Source organism: Candidatus Reidiella endopervernicosa (assembly GCF_013343005.1).
GTDB lineage: Bacteria > Pseudomonadota > Gammaproteobacteria.
On sequence record NZ_CP054491.1, the window covers coordinates 1099692 to 1120867 of the forward strand.

General features: G+C 54.6%; 25 protein-coding genes. 11 read left to right on the top strand and 14 right to left on the bottom strand.

The window, feature by feature from the left end:
- Positions 1-2: 2 nt before the first annotated feature.
- The 4 genes from HUE57_RS06215 to pgl all read right to left on the bottom strand — a co-directional run bounded on the left by HUE57_RS06215 (position 3) and on the right by pgl (position 2832).
- Positions 3-605, bottom strand: a complete 603-nt coding sequence (locus tag HUE57_RS06215) for a class I SAM-dependent methyltransferase (RefSeq protein ID WP_078484745.1) — start codon at positions 603-605, stop codon at positions 3-5.
- Positions 606-612: 7 nt separating this feature from the next.
- A complete protein-coding gene (gene apaG / locus HUE57_RS06220) occupies positions 613-996 on the bottom strand; it encodes a Co2+/Mg2+ efflux protein ApaG (RefSeq protein ID WP_078484753.1) in 384 nt (127 codons plus the stop codon).
- Between the two features lie 82 nt (positions 997-1078).
- Positions 1079-2077, bottom strand: coding sequence for a glucokinase (locus HUE57_RS06225; protein ID WP_078484746.1), 999 nt, complete (start codon positions 2075-2077; stop codon positions 1079-1081).
- Positions 2074-2832, bottom strand: a complete 759-nt coding sequence (gene pgl / locus HUE57_RS06230; RefSeq protein WP_078484747.1) for a 6-phosphogluconolactonase — start codon at positions 2830-2832, stop codon at positions 2074-2076. Before pgl ends, HUE57_RS06225 begins: the two co-directional genes overlap by 4 nt.
- Before the next feature lie 84 nt (positions 2833-2916).
- Between pgl and HUE57_RS06235 the strand changes: the two genes are divergently transcribed.
- Positions 2917-3204: a GlcG/HbpS family heme-binding protein gene (locus tag HUE57_RS06235; protein WP_174672903.1), complete on the top strand. Its 288-nt coding sequence runs from the start codon at positions 2917-2919 to the stop codon at positions 3202-3204.
- 53 nt (positions 3205-3257) lie between these two features.
- Here the strand turns inward: HUE57_RS06235 and HUE57_RS06240 are convergent, their stop codons facing one another.
- Positions 3258-3464: a hypothetical protein gene (locus HUE57_RS06240; protein WP_174672546.1), complete on the bottom strand. Its 207-nt coding sequence runs from the start codon at positions 3462-3464 to the stop codon at positions 3258-3260.
- A gap of 18 nt (positions 3465-3482) precedes the next feature.
- On the opposite strand from HUE57_RS06240, the gene HUE57_RS06245 reads away from it, so the two are divergent.
- Complete coding sequence (locus HUE57_RS06245) at positions 3483-3704, top strand: heme-binding protein (protein WP_320416286.1); 222 nt, start codon at positions 3483-3485, stop codon at positions 3702-3704.
- A gap of 186 nt (positions 3705-3890) precedes the next feature.
- Here the strand turns inward: HUE57_RS06245 and HUE57_RS06250 are convergent, their stop codons facing one another.
- The gene (locus tag HUE57_RS06250) at positions 3891-4184 is read right to left on the bottom strand and encodes a late competence development ComFB family protein (RefSeq protein WP_078484749.1); all 294 of its coding nucleotides are present in this window, start codon (positions 4182-4184) and stop codon (positions 3891-3893) included.
- A gap of 226 nt (positions 4185-4410) precedes the next feature.
- Here HUE57_RS06250 and HUE57_RS06255 point away from each other — a divergent pair, with 226 nt between their 5' ends.
- The gene (locus HUE57_RS06255) at positions 4411-4839 is read left to right on the top strand and encodes a hypothetical protein (protein ID WP_078484750.1); all 429 of its coding nucleotides are present in this window, start codon (positions 4411-4413) and stop codon (positions 4837-4839) included.
- An 8-nt stretch (positions 4840-4847) separates the two neighbouring features.
- On the opposite strand, the gene HUE57_RS06260 is transcribed toward HUE57_RS06255, so the two are convergent.
- The 3 genes from HUE57_RS06260 to HUE57_RS06270 form a co-directional block, all read right to left on the bottom strand.
- Complete coding sequence (locus HUE57_RS06260; protein ID WP_174672905.1) at positions 4848-5285, bottom strand: universal stress protein; 438 nt, start codon at positions 5283-5285, stop codon at positions 4848-4850.
- 296 nt (positions 5286-5581) lie between these two features.
- Complete coding sequence (locus tag HUE57_RS06265; RefSeq protein ID WP_236860696.1) at positions 5582-6898, bottom strand: ATP-binding protein; 1317 nt, start codon at positions 6896-6898, stop codon at positions 5582-5584.
- Between the two features lie 10 nt (positions 6899-6908).
- Positions 6909-7559, bottom strand: a complete 651-nt coding sequence (locus HUE57_RS06270) for a response regulator (protein ID WP_320416287.1) — start codon at positions 7557-7559, stop codon at positions 6909-6911.
- A 204-nt stretch (positions 7560-7763) separates the two neighbouring features.
- On the opposite strand from HUE57_RS06270, the gene HUE57_RS06275 reads away from it, so the two are divergent.
- Both HUE57_RS06275 and HUE57_RS06280 read left to right on the top strand, forming a co-directional pair.
- Positions 7764-8408: a hypothetical protein gene (locus HUE57_RS06275; protein ID WP_236725805.1), complete on the top strand. Its 645-nt coding sequence runs from the start codon at positions 7764-7766 to the stop codon at positions 8406-8408.
- Positions 8409-8531: 123 nt separating this feature from the next.
- Positions 8532-8942 carry a hypothetical protein gene (locus tag HUE57_RS06280; protein ID WP_174672906.1) on the top strand — a complete coding sequence of 137 codons (411 nt, stop codon included), beginning with the start codon at positions 8532-8534 and terminating at the stop codon, positions 8940-8942.
- A 14-nt stretch (positions 8943-8956) separates the two neighbouring features.
- Here the strand turns inward: HUE57_RS06280 and HUE57_RS06285 are convergent, their stop codons facing one another.
- On the bottom strand, positions 8957-9247 hold the full coding sequence (locus tag HUE57_RS06285) for a hypothetical protein (RefSeq protein WP_174672907.1): 291 nt from the start codon (positions 9245-9247) through the stop codon (positions 8957-8959).
- Between HUE57_RS06285 and HUE57_RS06290 the strand changes: the two genes are divergently transcribed.
- The 4 genes from HUE57_RS06290 (at position 9231) to HUE57_RS06305 (ending at position 10774) form a co-directional block, all read left to right on the top strand.
- Positions 9231-9653, top strand: coding sequence for a hypothetical protein (locus HUE57_RS06290; RefSeq protein ID WP_174672908.1), 423 nt, complete (start codon positions 9231-9233; stop codon positions 9651-9653). The two genes, HUE57_RS06285 and HUE57_RS06290, sit on opposite strands and share 17 nt — an antisense overlap.
- Positions 9626-9913 carry a hypothetical protein gene (locus tag HUE57_RS06295; RefSeq protein ID WP_078485210.1) on the top strand — a complete coding sequence of 96 codons (288 nt, stop codon included), beginning with the start codon at positions 9626-9628 and terminating at the stop codon, positions 9911-9913. The genes HUE57_RS06290 and HUE57_RS06295 overlap by 28 nt, the downstream gene beginning before the upstream one ends.
- 77 nt (positions 9914-9990) lie before the next feature.
- The gene (locus tag HUE57_RS06300; RefSeq protein ID WP_078485211.1) at positions 9991-10188 is read left to right on the top strand and encodes a YgaP family membrane protein; all 198 of its coding nucleotides are present in this window, start codon (positions 9991-9993) and stop codon (positions 10186-10188) included.
- Between the two features lie 118 nt (positions 10189-10306).
- Positions 10307-10774 (top strand): hypothetical protein, encoded by a 468-nt coding sequence (locus HUE57_RS06305; RefSeq protein WP_078485212.1) that lies wholly within the window; start codon positions 10307-10309, stop codon positions 10772-10774.
- 280 nt (positions 10775-11054) lie between these two features.
- Here HUE57_RS06305 and rsmA read toward each other — a convergent pair whose 3' ends face one another.
- From rsmA to HUE57_RS06325, 4 genes are read right to left on the bottom strand one after another with little or no spacing between them, the layout of a single operon-like run.
- Positions 11055-11873 carry a 16S rRNA (adenine(1518)-N(6)/adenine(1519)-N(6))-dimethyltransferase RsmA gene (gene rsmA / locus HUE57_RS06310; protein WP_078483864.1) on the bottom strand — a complete coding sequence of 273 codons (819 nt, stop codon included), beginning with the start codon at positions 11871-11873 and terminating at the stop codon, positions 11055-11057.
- Positions 11873-12892 (bottom strand): 4-hydroxythreonine-4-phosphate dehydrogenase PdxA, encoded by a 1020-nt coding sequence (gene pdxA, locus HUE57_RS06315; protein ID WP_078483863.1) that lies wholly within the window; start codon positions 12890-12892, stop codon positions 11873-11875. Before pdxA ends, rsmA begins: the two co-directional genes overlap by 1 nt.
- Entirely contained in the window at positions 12885-14183 is a 1299-nt protein-coding gene (locus HUE57_RS06320; RefSeq protein ID WP_078483862.1) for a peptidylprolyl isomerase, read from the bottom strand. The genes pdxA and HUE57_RS06320 overlap by 8 nt, the downstream gene beginning before the upstream one ends.
- Before the next feature lie 6 nt (positions 14184-14189).
- Positions 14190-16679 carry an LPS-assembly protein LptD gene (locus tag HUE57_RS06325; RefSeq protein ID WP_078483861.1) on the bottom strand — a complete coding sequence of 830 codons (2490 nt, stop codon included), beginning with the start codon at positions 16677-16679 and terminating at the stop codon, positions 14190-14192.
- 78 nt (positions 16680-16757) lie between these two features.
- Here HUE57_RS06325 and HUE57_RS06330 point away from each other — a divergent pair, with 78 nt between their 5' ends.
- The gene (locus HUE57_RS06330) at positions 16758-17933 is read left to right on the top strand and encodes an efflux RND transporter periplasmic adaptor subunit (RefSeq protein ID WP_135622235.1); all 1176 of its coding nucleotides are present in this window, start codon (positions 16758-16760) and stop codon (positions 17931-17933) included.
- Between the two features lie 24 nt (positions 17934-17957).
- Entirely contained in the window at positions 17958-21173 is a 3216-nt protein-coding gene (locus HUE57_RS06335; RefSeq protein WP_236725692.1) for an efflux RND transporter permease subunit, read from the top strand.
- The last annotated feature ends 3 nt before the right edge of the window (positions 21174-21176 follow it).

The following is a 21176-nucleotide window of genomic DNA, read 5'->3' on the forward strand; positions in this document are numbered from 1 at the left end:
GGTTAGCGCTTCTCCAACTCGATGTGGCGGAACCAGCCGCCCGCCAATGCTGCTTCGTTGCGGCTGAGCTGAAGGTTGGGGCAGCTGGCGTGCACCTCTTCGAAGATGACGTCAGTACGGGTGGCGATGTGGCGAATCAGTGGATTGATCATGCGTCGCAAAGGTGCACGCTGATCGGGGCGCAGGAACTTATCGAGGATCACGATTCGACCACCGGGGCGTAGCACCCGCGCCGCCTCTGCGAGGGCGCGTTGCGGTTCAGGAACGACAGCGAGGATCAGGTGCATCACCACGATGTCGAACTGCTCATCGCCGTAGGGGAGGGCCATCGCATCGCCCTCCTGAAGCTCGATCTCGATGCCCAGTGTGGTGGCGCGACGTTCTGCGCGCTTGAGCATAGCAGGGGTGATATCTATGCCGTGGTAGTGGGCGCCGCTCGGTAGGTAGGGTAGGTCGAGACCGCTGCCGATACCGCTGAGTAGTATCTCGGGAGTATTGTCGGTGCCGAGTCTGTCGAGGCTGCGTCGGCGAGCGGCTGCGGTAGCGGCAGCGATCGCGAGGTCATAGATAGGTGCGATCAGGGTGTAGCTGAACCTGAGCGACATGTATGGATCAGTGTAGGGTGCGAGGTGGTGAGAGGGAGAAGGGGGCTATCTCCGCATCGAACTCATGCCCGTCCTCTGCCACCATCTGGTAGCTACCGCGCATGGATCCGACTTCGGTCTCGAGCATGGTGCCGCTGGTGTAGCGAAAGCTCTCTCCCGGCTGCAGATTGGGTTTCTCACCCACCACTCCTTCACCACGTACCTCCTGCACCTTGCCGTTGGCATCGGTGATTAACCAGTGGCGTGAGAGCAGCTGTGCTGCAACGCTGCCAGCGTTCTCAATGGTAATGGTATAGGCAAAGACATACCGACCATCATCGGGCACAGACTGCTCCTCGATATAGGTGGTCTCGGCGTTGACTTCGATGTGGTATTCAGGGGAGTCGGACATGGTCTGCAACTGGTGGTGAATGAGCAACAACTCTAGCACGAAAGATGCGCTGCTTCCCTTTGACACAGCATCTGAAGGGTTGTCACAGACGACTGGCGTGAAGCGCTGCACCGAGCAGGCCGACGCGAGGCTCCATCACCACGTTGATCGGGAATTTATGCATCAGATCGGCCATGCGCCCCTTGCTGTGGAAGGCCTTAATAAAGCGCGGTTGTTGTAGCTGTTCGATCAGTTTTGGGGCGATACCGCCGGCGATATAGAGCCCTCCGCGGGGCAACAGGGTTAGTGCGACATTACCGGCCTGGGCACCATAGATGGCGATGAAAATACCCAGCGCCTCGAGTGCAAGTGGATCGTTCTGCTCGATGGCAAAACGGCTGATCTCGGCCGACGGATCACCTGTGGTAATCGCCTCATTCAGGGTGGCTGAAGCGAGTCGCTTCGGCTGGGTGGTGAGAAAGCGATAGATGGCGTGCAGGCCGGGGCCGGAGAGGACGCGATCCCACGAGACATGTTCATACTCTGTTTCCAGGTAGTGCTGCAATGCGCGTTGCAGTTCACCTGTTGGGGCGAATTCGGCATGCCCCCCCTCGGAGGGGAGTGGTCGGTAGTGTTCGCCATCATGAAGCAGCAGGCCAATGCCGAGACCGGTTCCGGCACCGATCACGGCCCGGGTTCCCTTGGGTTGCGGATCACCGGCCTGTAGTTCGACGAGGTCATCTTCAGTGAGTGCCTCGATACCGTAACCAATCGCTTCAAAATCATTGATGAGGGTGAGCGGATGGATACCCGTTTCTCTCGAGAGGGCTGCAGCATTGAGCTGCCAGGGTAGTGCGGTGATCTGCGCGGTTACCTGGTCGGCGCTACGCGTGACCGGTCCGGCGACACCAAAACAGGCGGCTTCGATGGTGGTTGCATCGGTGCCGGTGTCGCTCAGGAACCGCAACACCATCTGCTCCAATCCAGTGAAATCGTTACTGCTGTAGCGCTGCTCAATAATTGAGCGACAACCTTCAGTGTCGCATTCGGCAATCATTAAGAGCGTTTTAGTGCCGCCAAGATCTCCTGCAATGACCCTCATGCCAAGACCTCGGCGAGGCCCTTTGCCGCCGCTTCATCCAGTAACCACTCCAGTGATCCCTGAGGTACAAGCCGCTGGATCGGTAGTCGTGGTGTGTTGCGGCGCATGGCATGGCGCAGTGCCTCAACCTTATTCTCACCACAGACCAGCAGGGCGATGTGATGAGACGTATTGATGGTTTTAAAGGTGAGACTGATGCGCCAGCTTGTCATCTTTTCCACATAGCTTGCAGCACAGAGTGTCTGCTGTTCGTGGAGGATCTCCGTCTCTGGAAAGAGCGAAGCGGTGTGACCATCGGGACCCATGCCGAGCAGCATAAGATCGAAGCAGTGCTGACCGTTGTGATTCAGGGGCAGCTGTTGCTGAAGTTCTTGTGCATAGGTTTCGGCGGCCTCTGCCGCGCTACTCAAAGATGTATCGACAGGGTGGATCTGGCTCTCAGGAATGGCGAGCTGATCAAGCATTGCTTCACGCGCCATACGGTAGTTGCTGTCGGGGTGGTCGTGAGGGACGAAACGCTCATCGCCAAAGTAGATGTGAACCTTCGCCCAGTCGATCTGCTCGCTAAAAGGATGGGCTGCAAGCAGTTGGTAGAGGCGTTTGGGTGTAGAGCCACCGGAAAGAGCGACATGGAAACTGCCGTGATCGCTTATCGCCTCCTTACAGAGCGATACCCAGCGTGCCGCAGCGGCGGCACTGACCGACTCCAGCTCTGGATAGATATTGGTCTGATCGAACAGATTGTTCTTGCTCATGCCGTTCCTGTTAGTCTGTTTCGGCGCTATATTGGACGCACCGATATTCCCACGGTTCGATAGATCAATACAACGGAGAAAAATATGAAATTTGTTCCTGCCCTTTCGCTTCTGGTTGCAGCTTCACTCCCGTTCACGGCAATGGCTGAGTCGGAATCACCGATGGCGGTCAACATCAAACGGTTATCGATGGAATCGGCGCTAACGGTTGCCAAGGCAGCCGTCGAGGCGTGTCGTAAAGAGGGGATTCAGATCGGCGTAACCGTGGTCGACCGTGGTGGTAACCCGCAGGTGGTGCTACGTGATGTGCTGGCACCCGACCTGACACTCAATATCAGCAAGCAGAAGGCCTATACCGCGATCTCACGCTGACCGCCATGGAGAGCGAAGTGAGGGCGGTTAGTCCCGATAGTCGACGCCGTCGCCTATTCGTAGTTGAGAGCGCGAGCGAACGACGAAGAAGATGCAGCAGCGGCTTTATGTCGGCGTAGAGTCACTGAGGGAGTTGTGTAGAGCCGCGAAGAGGTGATTACGCAACGTACGCAGGACGGTCGGGGCGCCGCAGGCATAAACGGTCGCGTGAAGTTTTTGCTGTTTGCTTGGGCTTGGATGCCCAAAACAAACTTTCGCAAAAATAGCGACTCCGGTTTATTGCCACCACATCATCAATGGAGAACCGATTCACAACGCCGTTTGCGGTGGCCAAGGTTGATGGACTGGTGATGTCAGCAGGTGGCGTACCAATCCAGGCGGGCGGCATTGTCTATGGCGCCGTGGGCGTGAGTGGTGCCCCTTCAGGTGTGACCGATGAGATGTGTGCTCAGGCGGGTGTCGATGCGATCAAAGACGATCTGGAGATGGAGGGGCTCTAGTCTAGATTTGAGCTGTTTCGATCGACCTGAGACTGCCATGTCCCACGAAGATGCGGTTTCAGGTTGAGTCGGGATTGAGTCAGCCGCCTTATTCAGGGCGGCGCTCGTTTTCCTCTGCGGTGAATCGTTGCCGCCCTGCTAGGGTAGGGGTATTACCGATAAGCAGGTTTGCCAGGCTAGATTAGCTCACCCTGCGTAGGTGTTGGGGCGGCTTGTGCCCCGGTGCTGCTCTACGTATTCGATAGCGGTTTTTACCGCCTCTTCTACGGCATTCATCATCTGGAAGCGCTCCTCCGATGGCATATAGAAGACCAGGTCGACCTTGTGTCTGACGTAGCGTGCCGGTAGTTGGTTCAGCGCGACGCAGGCGACATCTTCCAGATAATCATCATCACTATTTGGTGTCTCACCCTCTGCCGCCAAGCGACGAATACGCTCTACCACTAGCTGTTCGTAGTAGTTCTGAATCTCTTCATACATCGGTATCCACTCCTTTGATCTTATTGTTTCGGTTCTTCAACTCCTGTGTTGGCACAAAAGCTGAATGGATAACTCTATCCGGTGCGCAGCGGCGCATCGACAGTCGATAGTGTGCGCCAGGTTCGGTTTGTATGTGAAGTGTTTCACGGTACGAGCCAAAGCGCATCTATAGCCTTAACAGTAAGCGTTTTCCAGTCTAGAGGCTAGGTTGGAGAGGAGGTGGGTTATGAAAAAGTGGCACAGCCCCGATTTAATGGCCGTGGTGATGTTATTTGTGGGTACCGGTGTGATGGTGACGATGTTTGCACATGCAGGTGACGAATTTCCGCCACCACCCTGTCCTTCTGGATGTAACGGCTTTACCGATCCCATTTTGCCCCAGATCCATGCCGGGGCGGATAAGAGCAGCCGGCCAAAGGCAAAACTCTTCACCCTGCAGCACTACCACTATCTGGGTGGAAACAAACCGGACAGTGGTACGGGTCTAGGTTATGTCCGTCAGGGAAGTGGACTCGATATGGCGCTAACCCTCGACACACCCGGATTGGAGTTGAGTCGCAAAATGGGTGGCATGAGAGCGGGTCTTCGTTTTGAACGAGACACGGTTGAAAAGAGCGATACGGCGATCTCGATCGGTTTTAGTCACCGCTGGTAGCTTGTTAACTAATCCTGAATGCGTACCGCCAGCAGGTCGCAGGGGGCGTGGTGTAGTACGGCATTGGCGGTAGAGCCGAGCAGCAGTGCCAGGCCATGACGACCGTGGCTGCCAAGAACGATCAGGTCGATTTGCTGCTCCTCAGCAACTCGCGAGACTTCCCCATTAATCGTCCCTACCTCACTGTAGCAATCGATCCTGTCAATACCGAGTGAATCTGCCAGTTTGGTGAGTCGTGTTTTGGCTTGCTGCTGGAGTTCAGGTTCCAGGGATAGTAGTGGGGTGGCGTCGAGATCGTTGATGGTGTCGAGTACGGCCGGTTCGACCACGTGGACCAGGCTAACCTGGGCGTTAGATAGCTTGGCAATTGTCTGGGCACGTTCGACAACCTTTTGGTCGCTCTCGTTGAACTCGACTGCAATTAGGATCTTTTTATAGCTGATCACGCCACATCTCCCCTGTAACTATCTGCATCCAGTATAGCAATGGTGATGCTGGAGATATTACGGTGCATTGTGTTTGATGCTGAGCGTCATGTGTGCTGGGTGGATTGCTCTGTTATTTGGGGGGTGCGGTTTAAATGCTCCTCTAAAAATTTGTTATCTTCCAACTATGAGTAGAAGCAGGATGAAAGGCTGAATGGTGCGATTGCAGCGGACTATGTGAATGCTGCCTGTTAACAGAAAGTCCTGGATTGCGTTGGTAACTAATTGGCTGTTAGATAAATAATCCGTTGTTATTGTTAGATTGGAATGACAAGCCTGGCGCAGGTACCGCCCCCCTCTCGCTCGAGTAGTTTCACAATCCAGCCATTTGTGTCGGCAAGCTGTCGAACAATGGCCAACCCCAGACCACTACCTCCAGTTATGCTGCTACGGGATTTTTCGAGTCTGAAAAAGGGTTGAAATACGGCTTCGCGCTGTTCTGGTGGAATGCCTGGGCCGTGATCCAGGACCTGAATGGTGAGGGAGTCATGGTCGCAGTTGCACTCAATTCTGACTGGTTTGCCATCGCCATAGCGAATGGCATTCTCAAGAAGATTTGTAACGATGCGTTGGAGTGCGAGTCGATTTAATGTAAAGCTGCAGGTTTTTTCAGAGTGCCACTCAATGATGTGATTACCGCGCCTTGCTGCTTCGACGATATGATCAAGTGCCTCGGCTATCTGTAAAGGCTCCTTTTCCTGTTTGTCCAGTTCAAGATTGACCTGTAGTGCCTGTCCTATAAGGCGGTTTACTGAGTCGAGATCCCGGTATATTCCATTCATTAACTGTGGATCCCCACCATTATCTGGAAGCATGGCTAGTGCCAGCTGGATCTGAGTTAATGGTGTTCGCAGGTCATGAGAAATTCCCGCTAAGAGCGTTGTTCGGTTGGCGAGCAGCTCTTTAACCTGGATGTTCATTCTGTTGAACTCCCTGGCAAGAACGACAAGTTCCTCCGGCCCCTCCTCTTTAACAGGTTCAGGCCACTGCCCTTTACCGATTAATTGGGCTGCGTGATAAAGGCGTTCTATGGTGACTGTAAGGCGGCGTGTGAGTAGAGCGGCAGTAATAAAGGTAAGAAAAAAACCAGTAATCAGCAGCACAAAAAAAGCTGCGGATGGTTTTACCCCTATGCGAGAACGGGAAAACCCAAAGCGCAACATGCCTTCTGATAAGGGGATGTCTGCCCAGAACCACTCCTCTCCCTCCTTGCTGGTGCTTTTCAAAATCATTATTTTTTTGCCGATTTGGGATTCAAGCGATAGCTCAAGGAAATAGAGATACGGGAGAAGGGAGGTCGATTTCGACAATGGAGTGTCTGCCGTGACTAGTATCAGATCGTGTTTTCTTTGCATTCGTCGTGCGAATGCATCGTGTTCTGCATACGGTAACTGTTCCCATGTTTCAGCGGCATGAGAGATGATGCTGGCCAGATCATCGGTGGCACGCTGTCCAAGTGGAACGACCATGTAGTAGGCAATGGTTGATAGTACAATCATCATAAAGCCAACAGAGACAACACCGATGGTTGATATGATTTTCCAGAAGTAGCTCTGATATTTAATAAAAAGCATCTCTATCCGCTTACTCTTCTTGTGAAAATATATAACCAGCACCCCACACGGTGCGGAGAAAGACGGGTTCTGTTGGATCGATTTCGATTTTTTTCCGCAAACGCCCTACGCAGACATCGATGCTGCGATCAAGCGGTGAGTGGTCATATCCTTTGGTCAGTTCCAGTAAGGTGTCACGGTTTAATACCCGGTTTGCCTGTTCAAGAAAGATGCGCAGCAGTGTGAACTCTCCGGATGTGAGTGGGATCTCTTTGTGGTCTTTGGTGAGTTTGTGTTTTTGAACATCAAGGCTAAAGGGTCCGAAAGTGAGTGTCGTTGTTTCGCTGGGAGTAGAGTCTTTGTTGGTCTCGTTGCATCTACGTAATACGGAGCGAACCCTGGCCAATAGCTCTCTTGGATTAAAGGGCTTTGTCAGGTAGTCGTCTGCGCCCATTTCAAGACCGACAATGCGATCAAGTTCCTCACCTCTTGCTGAGAGAATAATGATGGGCAGGTTGTTCTGTTGGCGTAATCTTCGGCCGATTGAGAGGCCGTCCTCTCCGGGGAGCATAAGGTCGAGAATTACAAGGTCGGCATTGTGGTCGGTAAGGTGTCGATCTAGCGCTGCACCATCCTCAACGGCAACAACCTCATAACCCTCTTCGATAGATACGTTTGTAATAGGTTGCGGAGTTCAGGTTCGTCATCTACTACCAGAATCTGCTGCTTGTAAGTGTTCAATGGGAGTCCTGCGCTTATTTATTATCGATACGGTTCTGTAACAGTCTCGTTACATCTTGTTACAGATGCGCCATCACTTAGAAAAAACTCTTCTTTATTGTAGGTCTTGAATATAACAACACCAATACACTGAGGAACATATCCAATGATACTCCAACTCGCTAGAGCAAAGAATTTATTTAACCTGATTAACGGTCTGCAGAAGATACGGCGTGCGTCTGTTGCGATGGTGCTACTCATTGGTAGTTCTATGTTTGCACAGAGTGTCAGTGCGGCAGATCCAAGTCTGGCTGAATTGAAAAAAGTCTTACAGAGTCAGATCGAGCTGATGAAGCCTGAATTAAAAGGGAAGGTTAAAGATCTGTCGATGGATACAAAGATGTCGCTAATGGCAATCCTGGCGATGCATAGTCGATACAGTGAAAGGGCAACTCTGCGGCAGGTTATGACCGAGGTGCTGTCCGATTACCAAAGTGTGCTGGCAGGAATCATGACTGACAACCCCGAGCACACGGCGGACAGTGCCAGGCGTCTTGCTAATCATCGCATTCCTGTGGGTGGTCTTCTTCCCTATCTAGGGATGGAAAATATCAGCGATGAACGTCTGGCCGTGCTTGATAGTTTCAACAGTAGTGTTGAGGGGAATGCACTGAAGCTGGCAGATGCGGCTGAAGCTGGAGATATGGTAAAGGCAGCGTCGCTCATTGGTGATATTAGTTCCGGGTGCGTTGGTTGTCATGGTGTTTTCAGAAGTCAGCCAGGGGTGTCTGATCTACTGAGTTTGAAATAAAAAAGCGCCGATTGGAATTATTTAAGATAACAATAAAGATCGCATAAAAGTGGTCGCCTTGGGAGAAGTGTTATGAAGTGCAGAGTAGCCCTACTATCTGCAAGCCTCATGCTGACTTGTGCAGTGCCGACCTATGTTGTCGCAGCTACAGATGATTCAGATGGTGCTTCAACATTTGAGCAGCGTCGTGCTCTTTCAAATAGAATAAAAGAGCTTCGGGCGCTGAGAAATAGGTTGCCCATTCCTGTGTCTGCCGGGCTTTTTGGTATATATGCCTTTCCTGAAAAAGGACAGGGTGTAGCTGGAATTAACTATCAACATCATCAGTTCAATGGATTGATACAAGGTAGTAATTCAATTTCTTCAGCGACCGCTGTTGCTACCGCACCAAATCCATTTTTTGGTGACCCTATGCAGCCGCCAACCCTGCGTGTCGTGCCAAAAGAGGCACAAGCCGATGTGATTTTCCCGTTTGCAAACTTTGCTATTAGCGATAAGTTCGCGTTAGTCACGCTCGCTGACCGCCAAGGATAGCGAAGCGAAGGCGGTTAGCCCCGATAGTCGACGCCGTCTGTATATTCGTAGTTGAGAGCGCGAGCGAACGACGGAGAAGATGCAGCAGCGGCTTTATGTCGGCGTAGAGTCACTGAGGGAGTTGTGTAGAGCCGCGAAGAGGTGATTACGCAACGTACGCAGGACGGTCGGGGCGCCGTAGGCATAAACGGTCGCGTGAAGTTTTTGCTGTTTGCTTGGGCTTGATGCCCAAAACATGCTTCCGCAAAATAGCGACTCCCCAGTGCGCCCCTGATACGTAAGGAGACGGTGCTGGAAACATTCAATGCTCCAGGAACGGCCAGCTTGGGAACAAATACGGTCACCACAACTGGGCTGGGCGATATAAAGTTCGGTACCATTTTTAAGGCCTTCAATAGCGATAACAACAGACACAATTTTGTATTTGATATTGTCTTTAGTGCACCTACCGGCAGCATTACGGAAGAAGATAATAATCTTACTCCGATGAATACGATCGTGAAAAGTCGTCTAGCTTATGGTATGCAGCTGGGTTCTGGAACCTGGGATAGTCTGCTTGGTGTGGTTTACTGGGGTAAAAATAAGCAGTGGGGATGGGGTGTCAATATCTGGCGACGATACCGCTCGAAAGTGAAAATGAAGAGGGCTGGAGCTACGGTAATAAACATGAAGCAACCGCCTGGATGTCATATGAGTGGAATCCCGATTTAGCGACTTCGATTCGCTTGCGCGGAGAGTCTCAAGATGAGATAAACGGTATTGACCCTAATATCTACGGGCCTGGTCTTGGTGCGAATCCAGATAACTACGGAGGAACAAGGACTGAGCTGGGTGTGGGAATTAACTGGATGCCTGTGCTTGCAAATAACCTAAGTGTCGAATTGCTGCTACCACTTAATCAAGATCGCAATGGGGTGCAGGCGGAGCATGAATTCAGTGTGGCGGTGAGTTGGCGTAAAGGGTTTTTCTAGTGCATTAATTGTGGCTGTTAAAAGTTTTTTACAGCGAAAAGTATTATTCGTTTAATGATTGATTTAAGGGGTTTCTTATGACCGTTGATAAATACGTGCGGCTGATTGCAGGTCTGATGATATTGCTAAGTGTTGCCTTGACCCATTACGTGCATCCTTACTGGGTGTTTCTCACTCTATTTGTTGGAGTAAATCTTTTTCAGAGTGGAATTACTAATATATGTCCGCTCACGAGTGTGTTGAAAAAGATGGGGGTATCAACCGAGGCGGCTTAAAGGTCAAGGTGAAAGCGGCTTCTGAATGCTTTCAATGTTCTGGCTGCCTTGCTTTGCTGAGTGGTTGTAGTCGTTGATGCAAGATGGATGTAGGAAGAATGATTTCAGGGAGAGATGTATGCGTAGCGTTTGTTCGGTTGTAGTCGTCCTGCTTCTGTTTGTAACTGGGGGATTAATCTATAAATTTCTTGTTCAGGGGAGCGTTGAAGAGGCAAGTGATGGAAGGGCGGCTATCCAGCTGACTCATAGTGAGAAGGATCTGGTGCTCACGGAGATGAGGTCGTTCCTTCAATCGGTGCAGGCCATTACAGTTGGTCTCTCCAGTGATGATATGGACGCTGTTGCGCTGAACGCCAGAACAGTAGGAATGGCTGCTCAACAAGGCGTTCCGGTCTCTTTGATGGGTAAATTGCCACTGGAGTTTAAAAGGCTCGGGGTAGATACCCATAAAAAGTTTGATCTTCTGGCTCTTAATGCGGAGCAGCTTGGTGATTCAATGGCTACATTGAAGGAGCTAAGCGTGCTTATGCAAAACTGTGTGGCTTGCCATGAGGTGTATAGGCTGGATGCTGTGTTGCAAGAGTAGTGCTATTTACGCGTCTTTATCGAGTGTCATGCTGGAACAACCGTTCGTCTGCTAATGCGTGAGTTTTCTGTGATGCAAATAGGGTGGTCCTCGATGAATCAACCATCTATCTGCGTTCACTATTATGGTGCGAACATAATGCTTGATAAAGGTCTTCGACAATCAAGTAATCGATTCTAGCTATGCCTCATCGTAAATTCACAGGTAGTCAGTGGTGTTAGGTCACTGGTTAGCTGCGAACAACTGCGCCAAGCAGCTTTGCCAGGAGGGTCGTAGAGACCTACTGGGCACGACGTTTATCGCTGAGTTGGTTTGCGAGCTGGGTGAGCTGTTCGACCGTGAGGCGTTCTGCTCGTATCGATGGATCGATACCGAGTGCTGCGTAGTCTGCATCATCCATTAGATGTTTGAGATTGTTGCGCAACGTTTTACGGCGTTGACCAAAGGCGCTGCTGACCAGCTCAGCGAGATCACTCTCAGAGTCGACCGGAAACGGTAGTTCGAGATAGGGGGCGATGCGGACCACGGCCGAGTCGACCTTGGGGGGTGGATTAAAGGCACCGGGTCCAACATCAATCAGCTTCGTCACCGCGCAGCGGTACTGCACCATCACTGAGAGCCGACCGTAGTCGCTGGTACCGGGGGAAGCGGCGAGTCGATCGACCACCTCCTTCTGCAACATGAAATGCATATCCTTAATCAAACCCGCGTACGAAAGCAGGTGGAAGATCAGTGGTGTGGAGATGTTGTAGGGAAGGTTGCCGACCACTCGCAGTGGTTGATCGCCTTGTCGAATCGAGGCGAAATCGAACTTAAGTGCGTCGGCCTGATGAATCGCTACCTCGCCAAGAGGCCCAAGACGTTCAGCCAGCTTGGGCACCAGGTCACGATCAAGCTCGACAATCTGCATTGCGCCACACAATTTCAACAGCGGTTCGGTAATAGCTCCAAGTCCAGGGCCAATCTCCACAACGGTTTCACCCTGCTGCGGCGAGATCGATTGAACGATACGGTGAATAATGTGTGGGTCGTGTAGGAAGTTCTGACCGAAGCGTTTACGCGGTGCGTGCCCATCCTGTCTATATTTTGAATGCCCCATCAGTTGAATGCCTCTCTCTTCTCGATTAACCCAAGGGCATATTCGATGGCTGCCATCAGGCTACCGATCTCGGCTCGACCTGTTCCGGCCAGTTCCAGTGCGGTGCCGTGATCGACTGAGGTGCGGATGATCGGCAGGCCGAGTGTGATATTGATGGCGCGACCGAAACCGACGTGTTTGAGTACCGGTAGTCCCTGGTCGTGGTACATCGCCAGTACGGCATCGGCGTGGTCGAGGTAGCGTGGGGTGAAGAGGGTGTCTGCTGGTAGCGGGCCGTTGAGTCTCATCCCTTCACTACGTAGCTGATCGAGCACCGGTTCGATGGTGTCGATCTCCTCACTTCCCATGTGACCGCCCTCGCCTGCATGTGGATTAAGTCCGCAGACCAGAATCCGTGGATCGCTGATGCCGTGACGCTGTTGCAGGTCGCTATGCAGGATGCGCAGGGTTGTCGTTAGCGAATCTCGTGTGATCGCGCTGCTGACATCCTTCAGTGGTAGATGGGTGGTGGCGAGTGCGACACGCAGTCTATCGGCCGCCAGCATCATTACCACCCGTTCGGTACCGGTCAGTTCGGCGAGCAGTTCGGTATGACCGCTAAAGGGGATGCCGGCGTCATTGATCACCCCTTTATGGATCGGGGCGGTGACCATTGCGCTGAACTCGCCACGCAGTGCCCCCAGCGTGGCTATTTTGAGTGTCTCGACTACATAGGCGGCGTTGGCTGGATTGAGTGTGCCGGCGACGGCCGGTTGGCTGAGTGTGACCGGTAATACCTTGAGTGTGGCGGCGCGGTGTGGCGCGATGGGTAGCTCGGGATTGTAGGGCTCAATGGTGAGCGGCAGCCCAAGCTGCGCGGCTCGCGCTTCCAGCAGTACTGGATCGGCAATAACGATCGGTTCAACCGGCAGCGTCTGCTGCGCCAGTTGAATGATGATGTCGGGACCAATCCCGGCCGGTTCGCCAGGGGTGAGTGCAATGCGTGGTGTTGCCTGATCTGGAGTCCTGTTACTACTCATCCAGCATGATCTTCACATAGGCCTCATCACGAAGACGGCGGATCCATATCTCACGCTCCTCTTCGATCTTACGCTTGCGAATGGTCTGACGGGCACGATTGCGTTTGAACTCGTCGGTGTTGTCGTGTTCGCGGCGTTCGAGCACCTGCACGATATGCCAGCCGAAGGGGGAGGCAAACGGCTTGCTGATTTCACCGGGAGCGAGTCGGTCCATCGCCTGTTCGAACTGCGCCACCATGGTGTCGGGGCTGCTCCAGCCGAGATCGCCGCCGTTGACGGCAGAGCCGGTATCGTCGGAGTGGGCGCGGGCCAGTTCAGCAAAGTCGTCGCCGTCGACGACACGACCATGTATCTGCTCAAGGCGGGTGCGCGCGTCATCACCTGAGGTGATCTCGTCGGTCTTGATCAGGATGTGGCGTGCATGTGTCTGAGTAACAAGCTTCTGCTCAGCACCACGGGTCTCCATTACCTTGATAATGTGAAAACCACTCGGGCTACGAATCAGGTCGGCGACATCGCCCGATGCCATGTTGGGCACCACCTCGGTGAAGAGACTCGGCATCTGGCTGGTGCGGCGCCAGCCGAGTGAGCCCCCCTTGAGTGCCTGCTGACCATCGGAGTGGCTGACCGCCATCTCAGCGAAGTCGGCGCCATCGCGTAGCTTGGTGAGAAGCTCGTCGGCCTTGGCGCGCTGGGCCTGGATCTGTTCAGGCACGGCACCTTCCGGCAGACCGATCAGGATGTGGGAGATGAGATACTCACGATTCTCATCGCCACGACTCTCCTCGTTGGCGAGGTGGTGGTCGATCTCCTGCTGGGTCACCGAGACGCGGTTGCTGACCTGCTTCTGCTGCAGGCGATTGATGATGATCTCCTCACGAATATCCTCGCGGAAGGAGGCGTAGCTAAAACCCTCCGATTCGATCGCATCGCGAAATTCGCGTAGTGAGAGTTTGTTCTGTTTGGCCAGGCGACTCATGGTGGTGTTGAGCGTCTCATCATCGACGCGCAGCCCAGTCTGTTCGGCCAACTGTAGCTGCAGACGATTGATGATGGCACGCTCCAGTACGCGGCGCAGCAGTGCCGACTCCGAAGGCATTTGCGTATTGCTGGCACGCAGCTGATCCTTAATCGTCTGCAGCTGCTTGGCTAGTTCGCTATAGGTGATGACGTTGTTATCGACGATAGCGACGATGCGGTCGACATCGGAAATCCGTTCCGCCTGGACGGCAGTGGTAAAGAGGGTGAGTGCGGCCAGTAGGGCAGCGAGGAGTTGGCGGGTACGGCTCATAGTTTTCTATCGCTCATCTATATATCGTGAATTGTCGCGTGAGTAGCCAAGGATACCATCCTCGAGCAGGCTCTCGATGTTGTCTCCGACACTGCTTAAACCCTTGAGTTCAACCTGCAGCATGATGCTGTCGTTGTACTCGCTGGTGATGTCCTGGGTAAAGCGGCGTACCGCCAGGCGCATCGCCCAGCAGCAGCTGTCGTATTCGATGCCGGCCACCGTCTCGAGGGTGTGCTCATGCAGCAGCGAATAGTTCCAGCGTCCCAGCAGATGCCACCGGCGACCCAGGGGCCACAGAAGTGACACATCGGTCTGCTCCAGTTCATCACGCAGATAGCGGTAGGAGAGGTTGATGATCTTGTCCTGCTGCGGCTGGTAGTGGAGCTGTACAGTGCCACGGTCGATCTCATCCTGCTGATTGTTCCAGCGCAGTGCGCTATTGAGACTCAGCCCCGAGCGGCTGCGCCAGTCGAGTGCAGCGACAAAATCAGATTGATTGTTCTGCTCAATGGTCTCACCCGGTAGTGTTACTTCTCGATCCTCAAAGTAGAAGATCTGGCCAAGACTCAGGGTGAAGGGCTCGTGACCGTTCTGGTTGTCGATGCTGCGTGTGGTGAGTGCCAGAGTAAGTTGGTTGGCATCACCCATGCGGTCGGCACCGTTGAAACGGTTTTCACTAAAGAGTTGATCGAAACCAAACTCGGGACGGTTGGTATCGAAGACCGGCAGCTCGTCCTGCTGCTCATCATTAACCTTGAGGTAGTAGATGCGTGGCTCGAGCGTGTGAGTCGATTCGCCGGCGTCACGTTCGAAGATCAGGCCACCGTCGAGGCTGAACAGCGGTGTGTTGCGCGTCGGTGATTCACTATCGCCGGGAGTGACATCATCGAGGCGGTAACCGGTGAAGCGATTGCTAAGCGCGGGACGGAGGAAGTAACTCGCACCTTCCAGATCCATACCGACCCTTGGCCAGAGATCGAGGCGGGTGCCGGTTGGTGTCTGCTCTTCGTGGGCAAAGCGCACCAGCTCACTATCGATGCCGGCGTAGAGGCCTGCCGGGCCTTTGGGTGTGATGGCATCGAGTCGAAGCTGCGGTAGACGCTGATAGGGTTCGTTGCCACTGAGTGGCTGGTAGGCGTCGGCACGCGCCAGTAACTGAACGTAATCACCGGTGTAGCTAACCTCGGCGCGACGTAGCATGTGGGTCTGACTCGAGACGCTCAGACCGCTGCCGACCTCTTTGAGATAGGTGTCATCAGAGAGGTGGTTGAAGTCGATCTCCATCGCCCAGTTGTCTGAGAGCGAACGCTGTTGGCGGAACTGAATTAGACCGCGCTGATCATTGTAGAGCTTGTCACGATGCAGATACTCAAACTGCAAATCGCTACTGCCCTGTCGGTCGATATGGCGATGCTCAAGACCGAGAATCGTACCGCGCTTCTCCAGATAGCGCGGCGTGATGGTCATATCCTGGTTGGGCGCGATGTTCCAGTAGTAGGGGATCGAGAGATCGAACCCGTTGACGTTCGATGAGGAGAAGCTTGGGGCGAGCAGGCCACTCTTGCGACGATCATCGATCGGGAAACTGAGGTAGGGGACGTAGAGGACCGGAATATCTTTCACATGCAGGCGTACATGCTTGGCCGTGCCCTTACCCTCGAGATGATCAAGCTCCGCCTCTGCTGCGCGCAGCTTCCAGCTATTACGATCGGCGTTACAGGTGGTGTAGCTGAAATCTTCCAGTAGCGTTTTTGCGCTGCCCTCACGAATCAGTCGAGTGCTGCTGCCACGGGCGTGGCTCTGTGGCAGACGATACTCACTGCCAGTCAGCACGCTGCGATTGGTGTTGAGTTCAATGCGAGCCGTCTCACTACTGACGTCGATGCCGGGCTCTCTAAAGCGGACATCGCCCACAGCCTCAAACAGCTCCTGTTGCTGTTCGTAGCGTGCTTGCTGTGCCTCCAGATATTGATCGGAGCGACGTATACGCACATTGCCTTCGAATTGGGTAACACTGCCCGAATCGCGGGTGCTCGCCTCGGCGACGATCTCAAGGGGGGCATCCCTGCGTGTGGGGGCGTTGGGATCAACCACCACATCCTGCATCGGTTCGCAGTTACTGAAGTTTTCAACCGGGTAGGGTGCGGTGATCGGCAGCAGTGATTTCGCAGTGGCGGTGACATCGATGGGAGATGGGATAGGTGTCGATTTGAAGGGGGCTATCGGAATGCCGCTATCGAAGGTGGTGGCGGTCTTAATCAGGCGAAAATCATTGCGCGACCTTGATGACGGTTTGGCACCCCTCTGCAGCGGTGGAGTCACTGTGGCCTTTTTCGCCAAAGCCTCTACCGGGGCAGCCCCTTCACCACACTCCCAGCCACCGCTGTGACTGCTCACACAGACCCACTTGGGAGCCGCCGCCTGCGCCGAAATTGTGGCGAGCAGATAGAGCGCTGCAGTGGCAGCTAGCGACGATTTCTTCAGGTGGAGGGGCACGGGTCGTGTCGTTTCTTGTTTTATCTGATCAATAAGCTGCCTAGAATACCATCTTCTCCTACTTCTCGGGATATTCGCGTGGCGACCAGAGGCTCCAAACTACTGCCGATAATTTTGCTGATTCTGCTCTCCGGTGCGGCGGTCTATCTACTACTGATGACCAAGCCCAAAAAGGAGGCGGGACTGCGCGAGCGCCCGGTTGCCCACCTGCAGGTGGCGGCGGCGCGAAGTGAGCGTCTACAACCGGTTGAGCACCTCACTGGCAGGCTACAACCGAAGCGTCGCAGTCAGCTGCGCTTTGAGGTGGCGGGGCGTATCGCCAAACGCCTGGTGGAACCGGGTGAGCGCGTTGCAGCTGCTGCAACGCTGCTGCAACTTGAGCAGGGGGACTACGCCGATGCGGTAGCGGAGAAGCGTGCCCAGCTGGTGCTCGAAAAGGGCGGTGTTGAGCGTGATAGTGAACTGCTTACGCTGGCGCAGAAGAATCGCAAGCTGCAGGAGGGCGAGGTGGCACGTCAGGAGCGTCTCGGCCGTGAATCACTCACCTCCCGCTCACGCCTCGATGAAGCACGTCAACGCCTTCAACAACTGCTCTCGGATGAGGCAAGGCTGCAACACGGTGTTGCAACGGGTGAGGCGCGTATTGATCTGGCACAGGCAGCGCTCAACCGTGCCGAGCGCAATCTGCGTCGTACCCGTCTGCTTGCCCCCTTCGATGCCATCGTCAATTCGATTGCGGTTGAGGAGGGGGATTATGTCTCTAGCAATCAACAGAGCGTTGAGTTGATCGACGCCTCGGCACTCGATCTCTATGTCGAGCTGGTCGGTAGTGTGGCGGCGGCGGTCGAGCGAGGTGATCGGGTTGAGGTGGTGGTTGACGGTGCGAAACGTTCAGGTGAACTGGTAGCGCTGCAGCTCGATCCCGATGCCAAGACTCACACTCACCCCGTGCGCATTCGGATCAGCGCTGCTGGACTGTTACCCGGCATGCTCGCTGAGGCGCAGCTGCTGTTGCCTCCGGTTGATGATGCCGTCGTGGTACCGGTCTCGGCGCTGCTGCGTGAGGCGGGTGAGACACATCTGTTCACCGTCGACGGCGACCGTGTCGAACGACGCGCGGTAACCACCGGGGTACGCATCGGTGATCTTCAGCAGATCATCAGCGGACTGGCGGCAAACGAGATGGTAGTAATCAGTGATGCCGCCGCGCTGAGTGATGGCCAACAGATCAAGGGTGAGGTGGCGCAGTTTTAATTCTGCCGCCACATAAAAAACACCATGTTTCTGATTCGCTTCTCAATCAACAATCCACTCATCACCAACCTGATGTTGGCACTGGTGCTTATCGCCGGGGTGCTTGCCTGGTATGCGATGCCGCAGGAGATGTTCCCCTCGATCGAACTCGACAAGGCGAGCATTCGCACCGTCTTTGAAGGCGCCTCACCCGAGGAGGTAGAGCGGCAGATCTCGATCCCGATCGAGGAGGAGTTCGACGCGATGGCCGATATCGATGTGATCACCTCGAGCAGTAATGAGGGGATCTCCACCATCACCATCGAACTCAAATCGGGCAGCGATGTTGATGAGTTTATGCGCGAGGCGCAGAGCGCACTCGATCAGGTGACCGATCTACCCGAGGAGGCGGAGGAGCCAGAGCTGACGCGTCTCAAGGCGCGCTTCCCGGTGATCAGTGCCACCCTCTATGGCGATATCGACGCTGGCCATCTCAACGAGCTGGCCGAACAGGTGCAGAGACGCCTGCAGCAGCTGCCGGGGGTGGCGAGTGCTGGTATGGCGGGTGATCGTAGCTGGGAGCTGTGGGTGGTGGTCGATCCGCAGCGTCTCGCAGCGCGGGGTGTCGCGCTGGCACAGGTTACCCGTGCACTGCGTGAGAACCTGCGTGATCTACCTGGAGGATCACTCAAGGCACGTGAGGGCGATATCCTGCTACGCGGAAAGGGGGTGGCGCCCGAGCCGGAGGCGATACGCCGGGTGGTGATCAGCAGTAATGCACAGGGGGGGCAGCTGCGTCTCGGTGAATTGGCTGAGGTGGAGATGCGGCTGGAGGAGGCGCGCACCCTGGGGCGCTTTAACGGCAAACCGTCGATCAACCTGACCGTGACCAAGAGCGCCGAGGCCTCCACCATCATTGTCGCCGAACGGGTTCGGGAGCTGGTCGAAGAGTTGCGCATGGAGCTGCCGCCGGGGGTAGAGATCGGGCTCTTCAGCGACCTCTCGGTCTATGTGAAAAACCGTCTCGATACGGTCAAATCCTCAGGGCTGATCGGTTTGGCGCTGGTACTGCTCTCGCTCTACCTCGTTCTCAACTTCCGAGTCGCGTTGATTACCGCGATGGGTATTCCCGTCTCCTTTCTGGTGGCGGTGATTCTGCTGCAACAGTTTGGTTACACCATCAATATGATCTCGCTGTTCGCCTTTCTAATCGCGCTAGGAATGATCGTCGATGATGCGATCATCGTTACCGAGAATATCTACCGTCATATGGAGGCGGGTATGGCACCACGTAAGGCGGCTGAGCTTGGCGCCAAAGAGGTGTTCTGGCCGGTGCTCGCCTCGATCACCACCACGGTGGCCGCCTTCCTGCCGATGTTTGCCATCACCGGCACCATGGGTGCCTTCATCGCCGTGATTCCGGTGGTGGTAACGGCCGCGCTGTTCGGTTCGCTGTGGGAGGCGTTTGGCGTGCTGCCTTCACACGCCAATGAGATCCTGCGGGTGCAACACGCCAAAAAGAAACGTATCGACTGGTCACACTGGCTGCATCGCTACACTGAGCTGGTGCGCTGGTCGGCCAATAACCGTTATCTGGTTACCACCGCGACCGTTGGCATCCTGGTGGTGGTTATGGTCTTCGCCGCTACCCGGCTACCGTTCAAACTCTTTGGGCATGTCGATGTCGGTCAGTTCTTTATCAACGTTGAGACGCCCAATACCTACAGCCTTGATGAGAGTTCGTTGCTGGCGAAGAAAATGGAGCAGGCGTTGTTCGATGAGCTGGACGATGATGAGCTCAATACCCTGCTGACCAATGTCGGTGTCTCCTTTATCGACTTCAATCGCATCCGCTTTGGTAGCCAATATATTCAGCTGATCGTTGATCTGGATAAACAGGCACCGAAGGGATTTATCGAGCGATATGTGACGCCGATAGTGAGCCTTAAATTCAGCTGGGAAGGAACGCGCGAACGTGAAACTGAGGTGGTGATCGATGCGCTGCGAGAACGCATGCAGACGATCGCTGGCATTAAACGGCTCTCGATCCTGCGTACCCAGGGTGGCCCGGCGGGGGCCGATATCGAGATCGGGGTGACCGGTCCCGATGTCGATCAGCTGCGCCGCCATGCCGAAACAGTCACCGACTACCTGCGTCGTCTACCCGGCACGCGCGATGTGCAGCAGGATCTGGAGGTGGGCAAGCTTGAGTATCGCTACGCGCTTAACGAGCGTGGTCGTGAGTTGGGGCTGACCCAGCAGCAGTTGAGCGAGTCGGTGCGTACGGGTTTCCTCGGTCTGGAGGCGCTGCATGTCACACGCGGTGATAAGCGCATTCCGGTGCGGGTGATCTACCCCGATGAACTACGTCACAGCGGTACGCTGGAGCGTTTGCCGGTAACGCTGAGTAGCGGTCGTACTGTCTATCTCGGTGAGGTGGCCGATATCGAACCGGGGCGTAGTCTCAACACCATCAACCGGCGTGATATGCGCCGTCTGGCGACCATCACCGCCGAGGTCAACGATGCGGTCTCGACACCGCTCGAGGTGACCGAACTCTTCAATAGAGAGTTCAAGCACTTTGCGGAGCAGTACCCCGGTTATGAGCTGCTCTTCATGGGTGAGAAGCGTGAGGCGGGTGAGTCGATCGCCTCGATGTTGCGGGCGCTGGTGATCTCGTTGGCGATTATCTTTTTTATTCTGGCGGCACTGTTTCGCTCGCTACTCGATCCGCTGGTGGTGATGTTCGCCATCCCCTTCGGCGCGATCGGTGTGATTTTCGGTCATGCACTGCTTGGCCACACGCTGCAGTTTCTCTCCATGGTCGGTTTTCTCGCCCTCTCCGGTATCGTGGTTAACGATTCGTTGATCCTGGTCGATTTTGCCAAGCGGCTACGGCGTGAGGGGTGGGAGCGGATCGATGCGGTGGTTGAGGCGGGAAGAGTTCGGGTACGTCCGATTATGCTCACCAGTATCACCACCTTCCTCGGTGTCTCGCCGCTGATCTTCTTTGCCACCGGACAGACGGCATTTCTTTCGCCGATGGCGGTGAGTCTTGGTATCGGTCTGCTATTTGCGACGGTACTGATTTTGATTGTTATTCCCTGCTTCTTCATTATTGCCGACGATCTACGTCAGTGGGCGGTACCGCGTATGCGCCATCTCTTTGGTCTGCGTGATCGTGCTGTCGATGAGGCCATGCCGATGTGTGTGCTGCCGGATGAAGAAGAACTACAAATGAAACATGATGAGTTGAGGTAACAG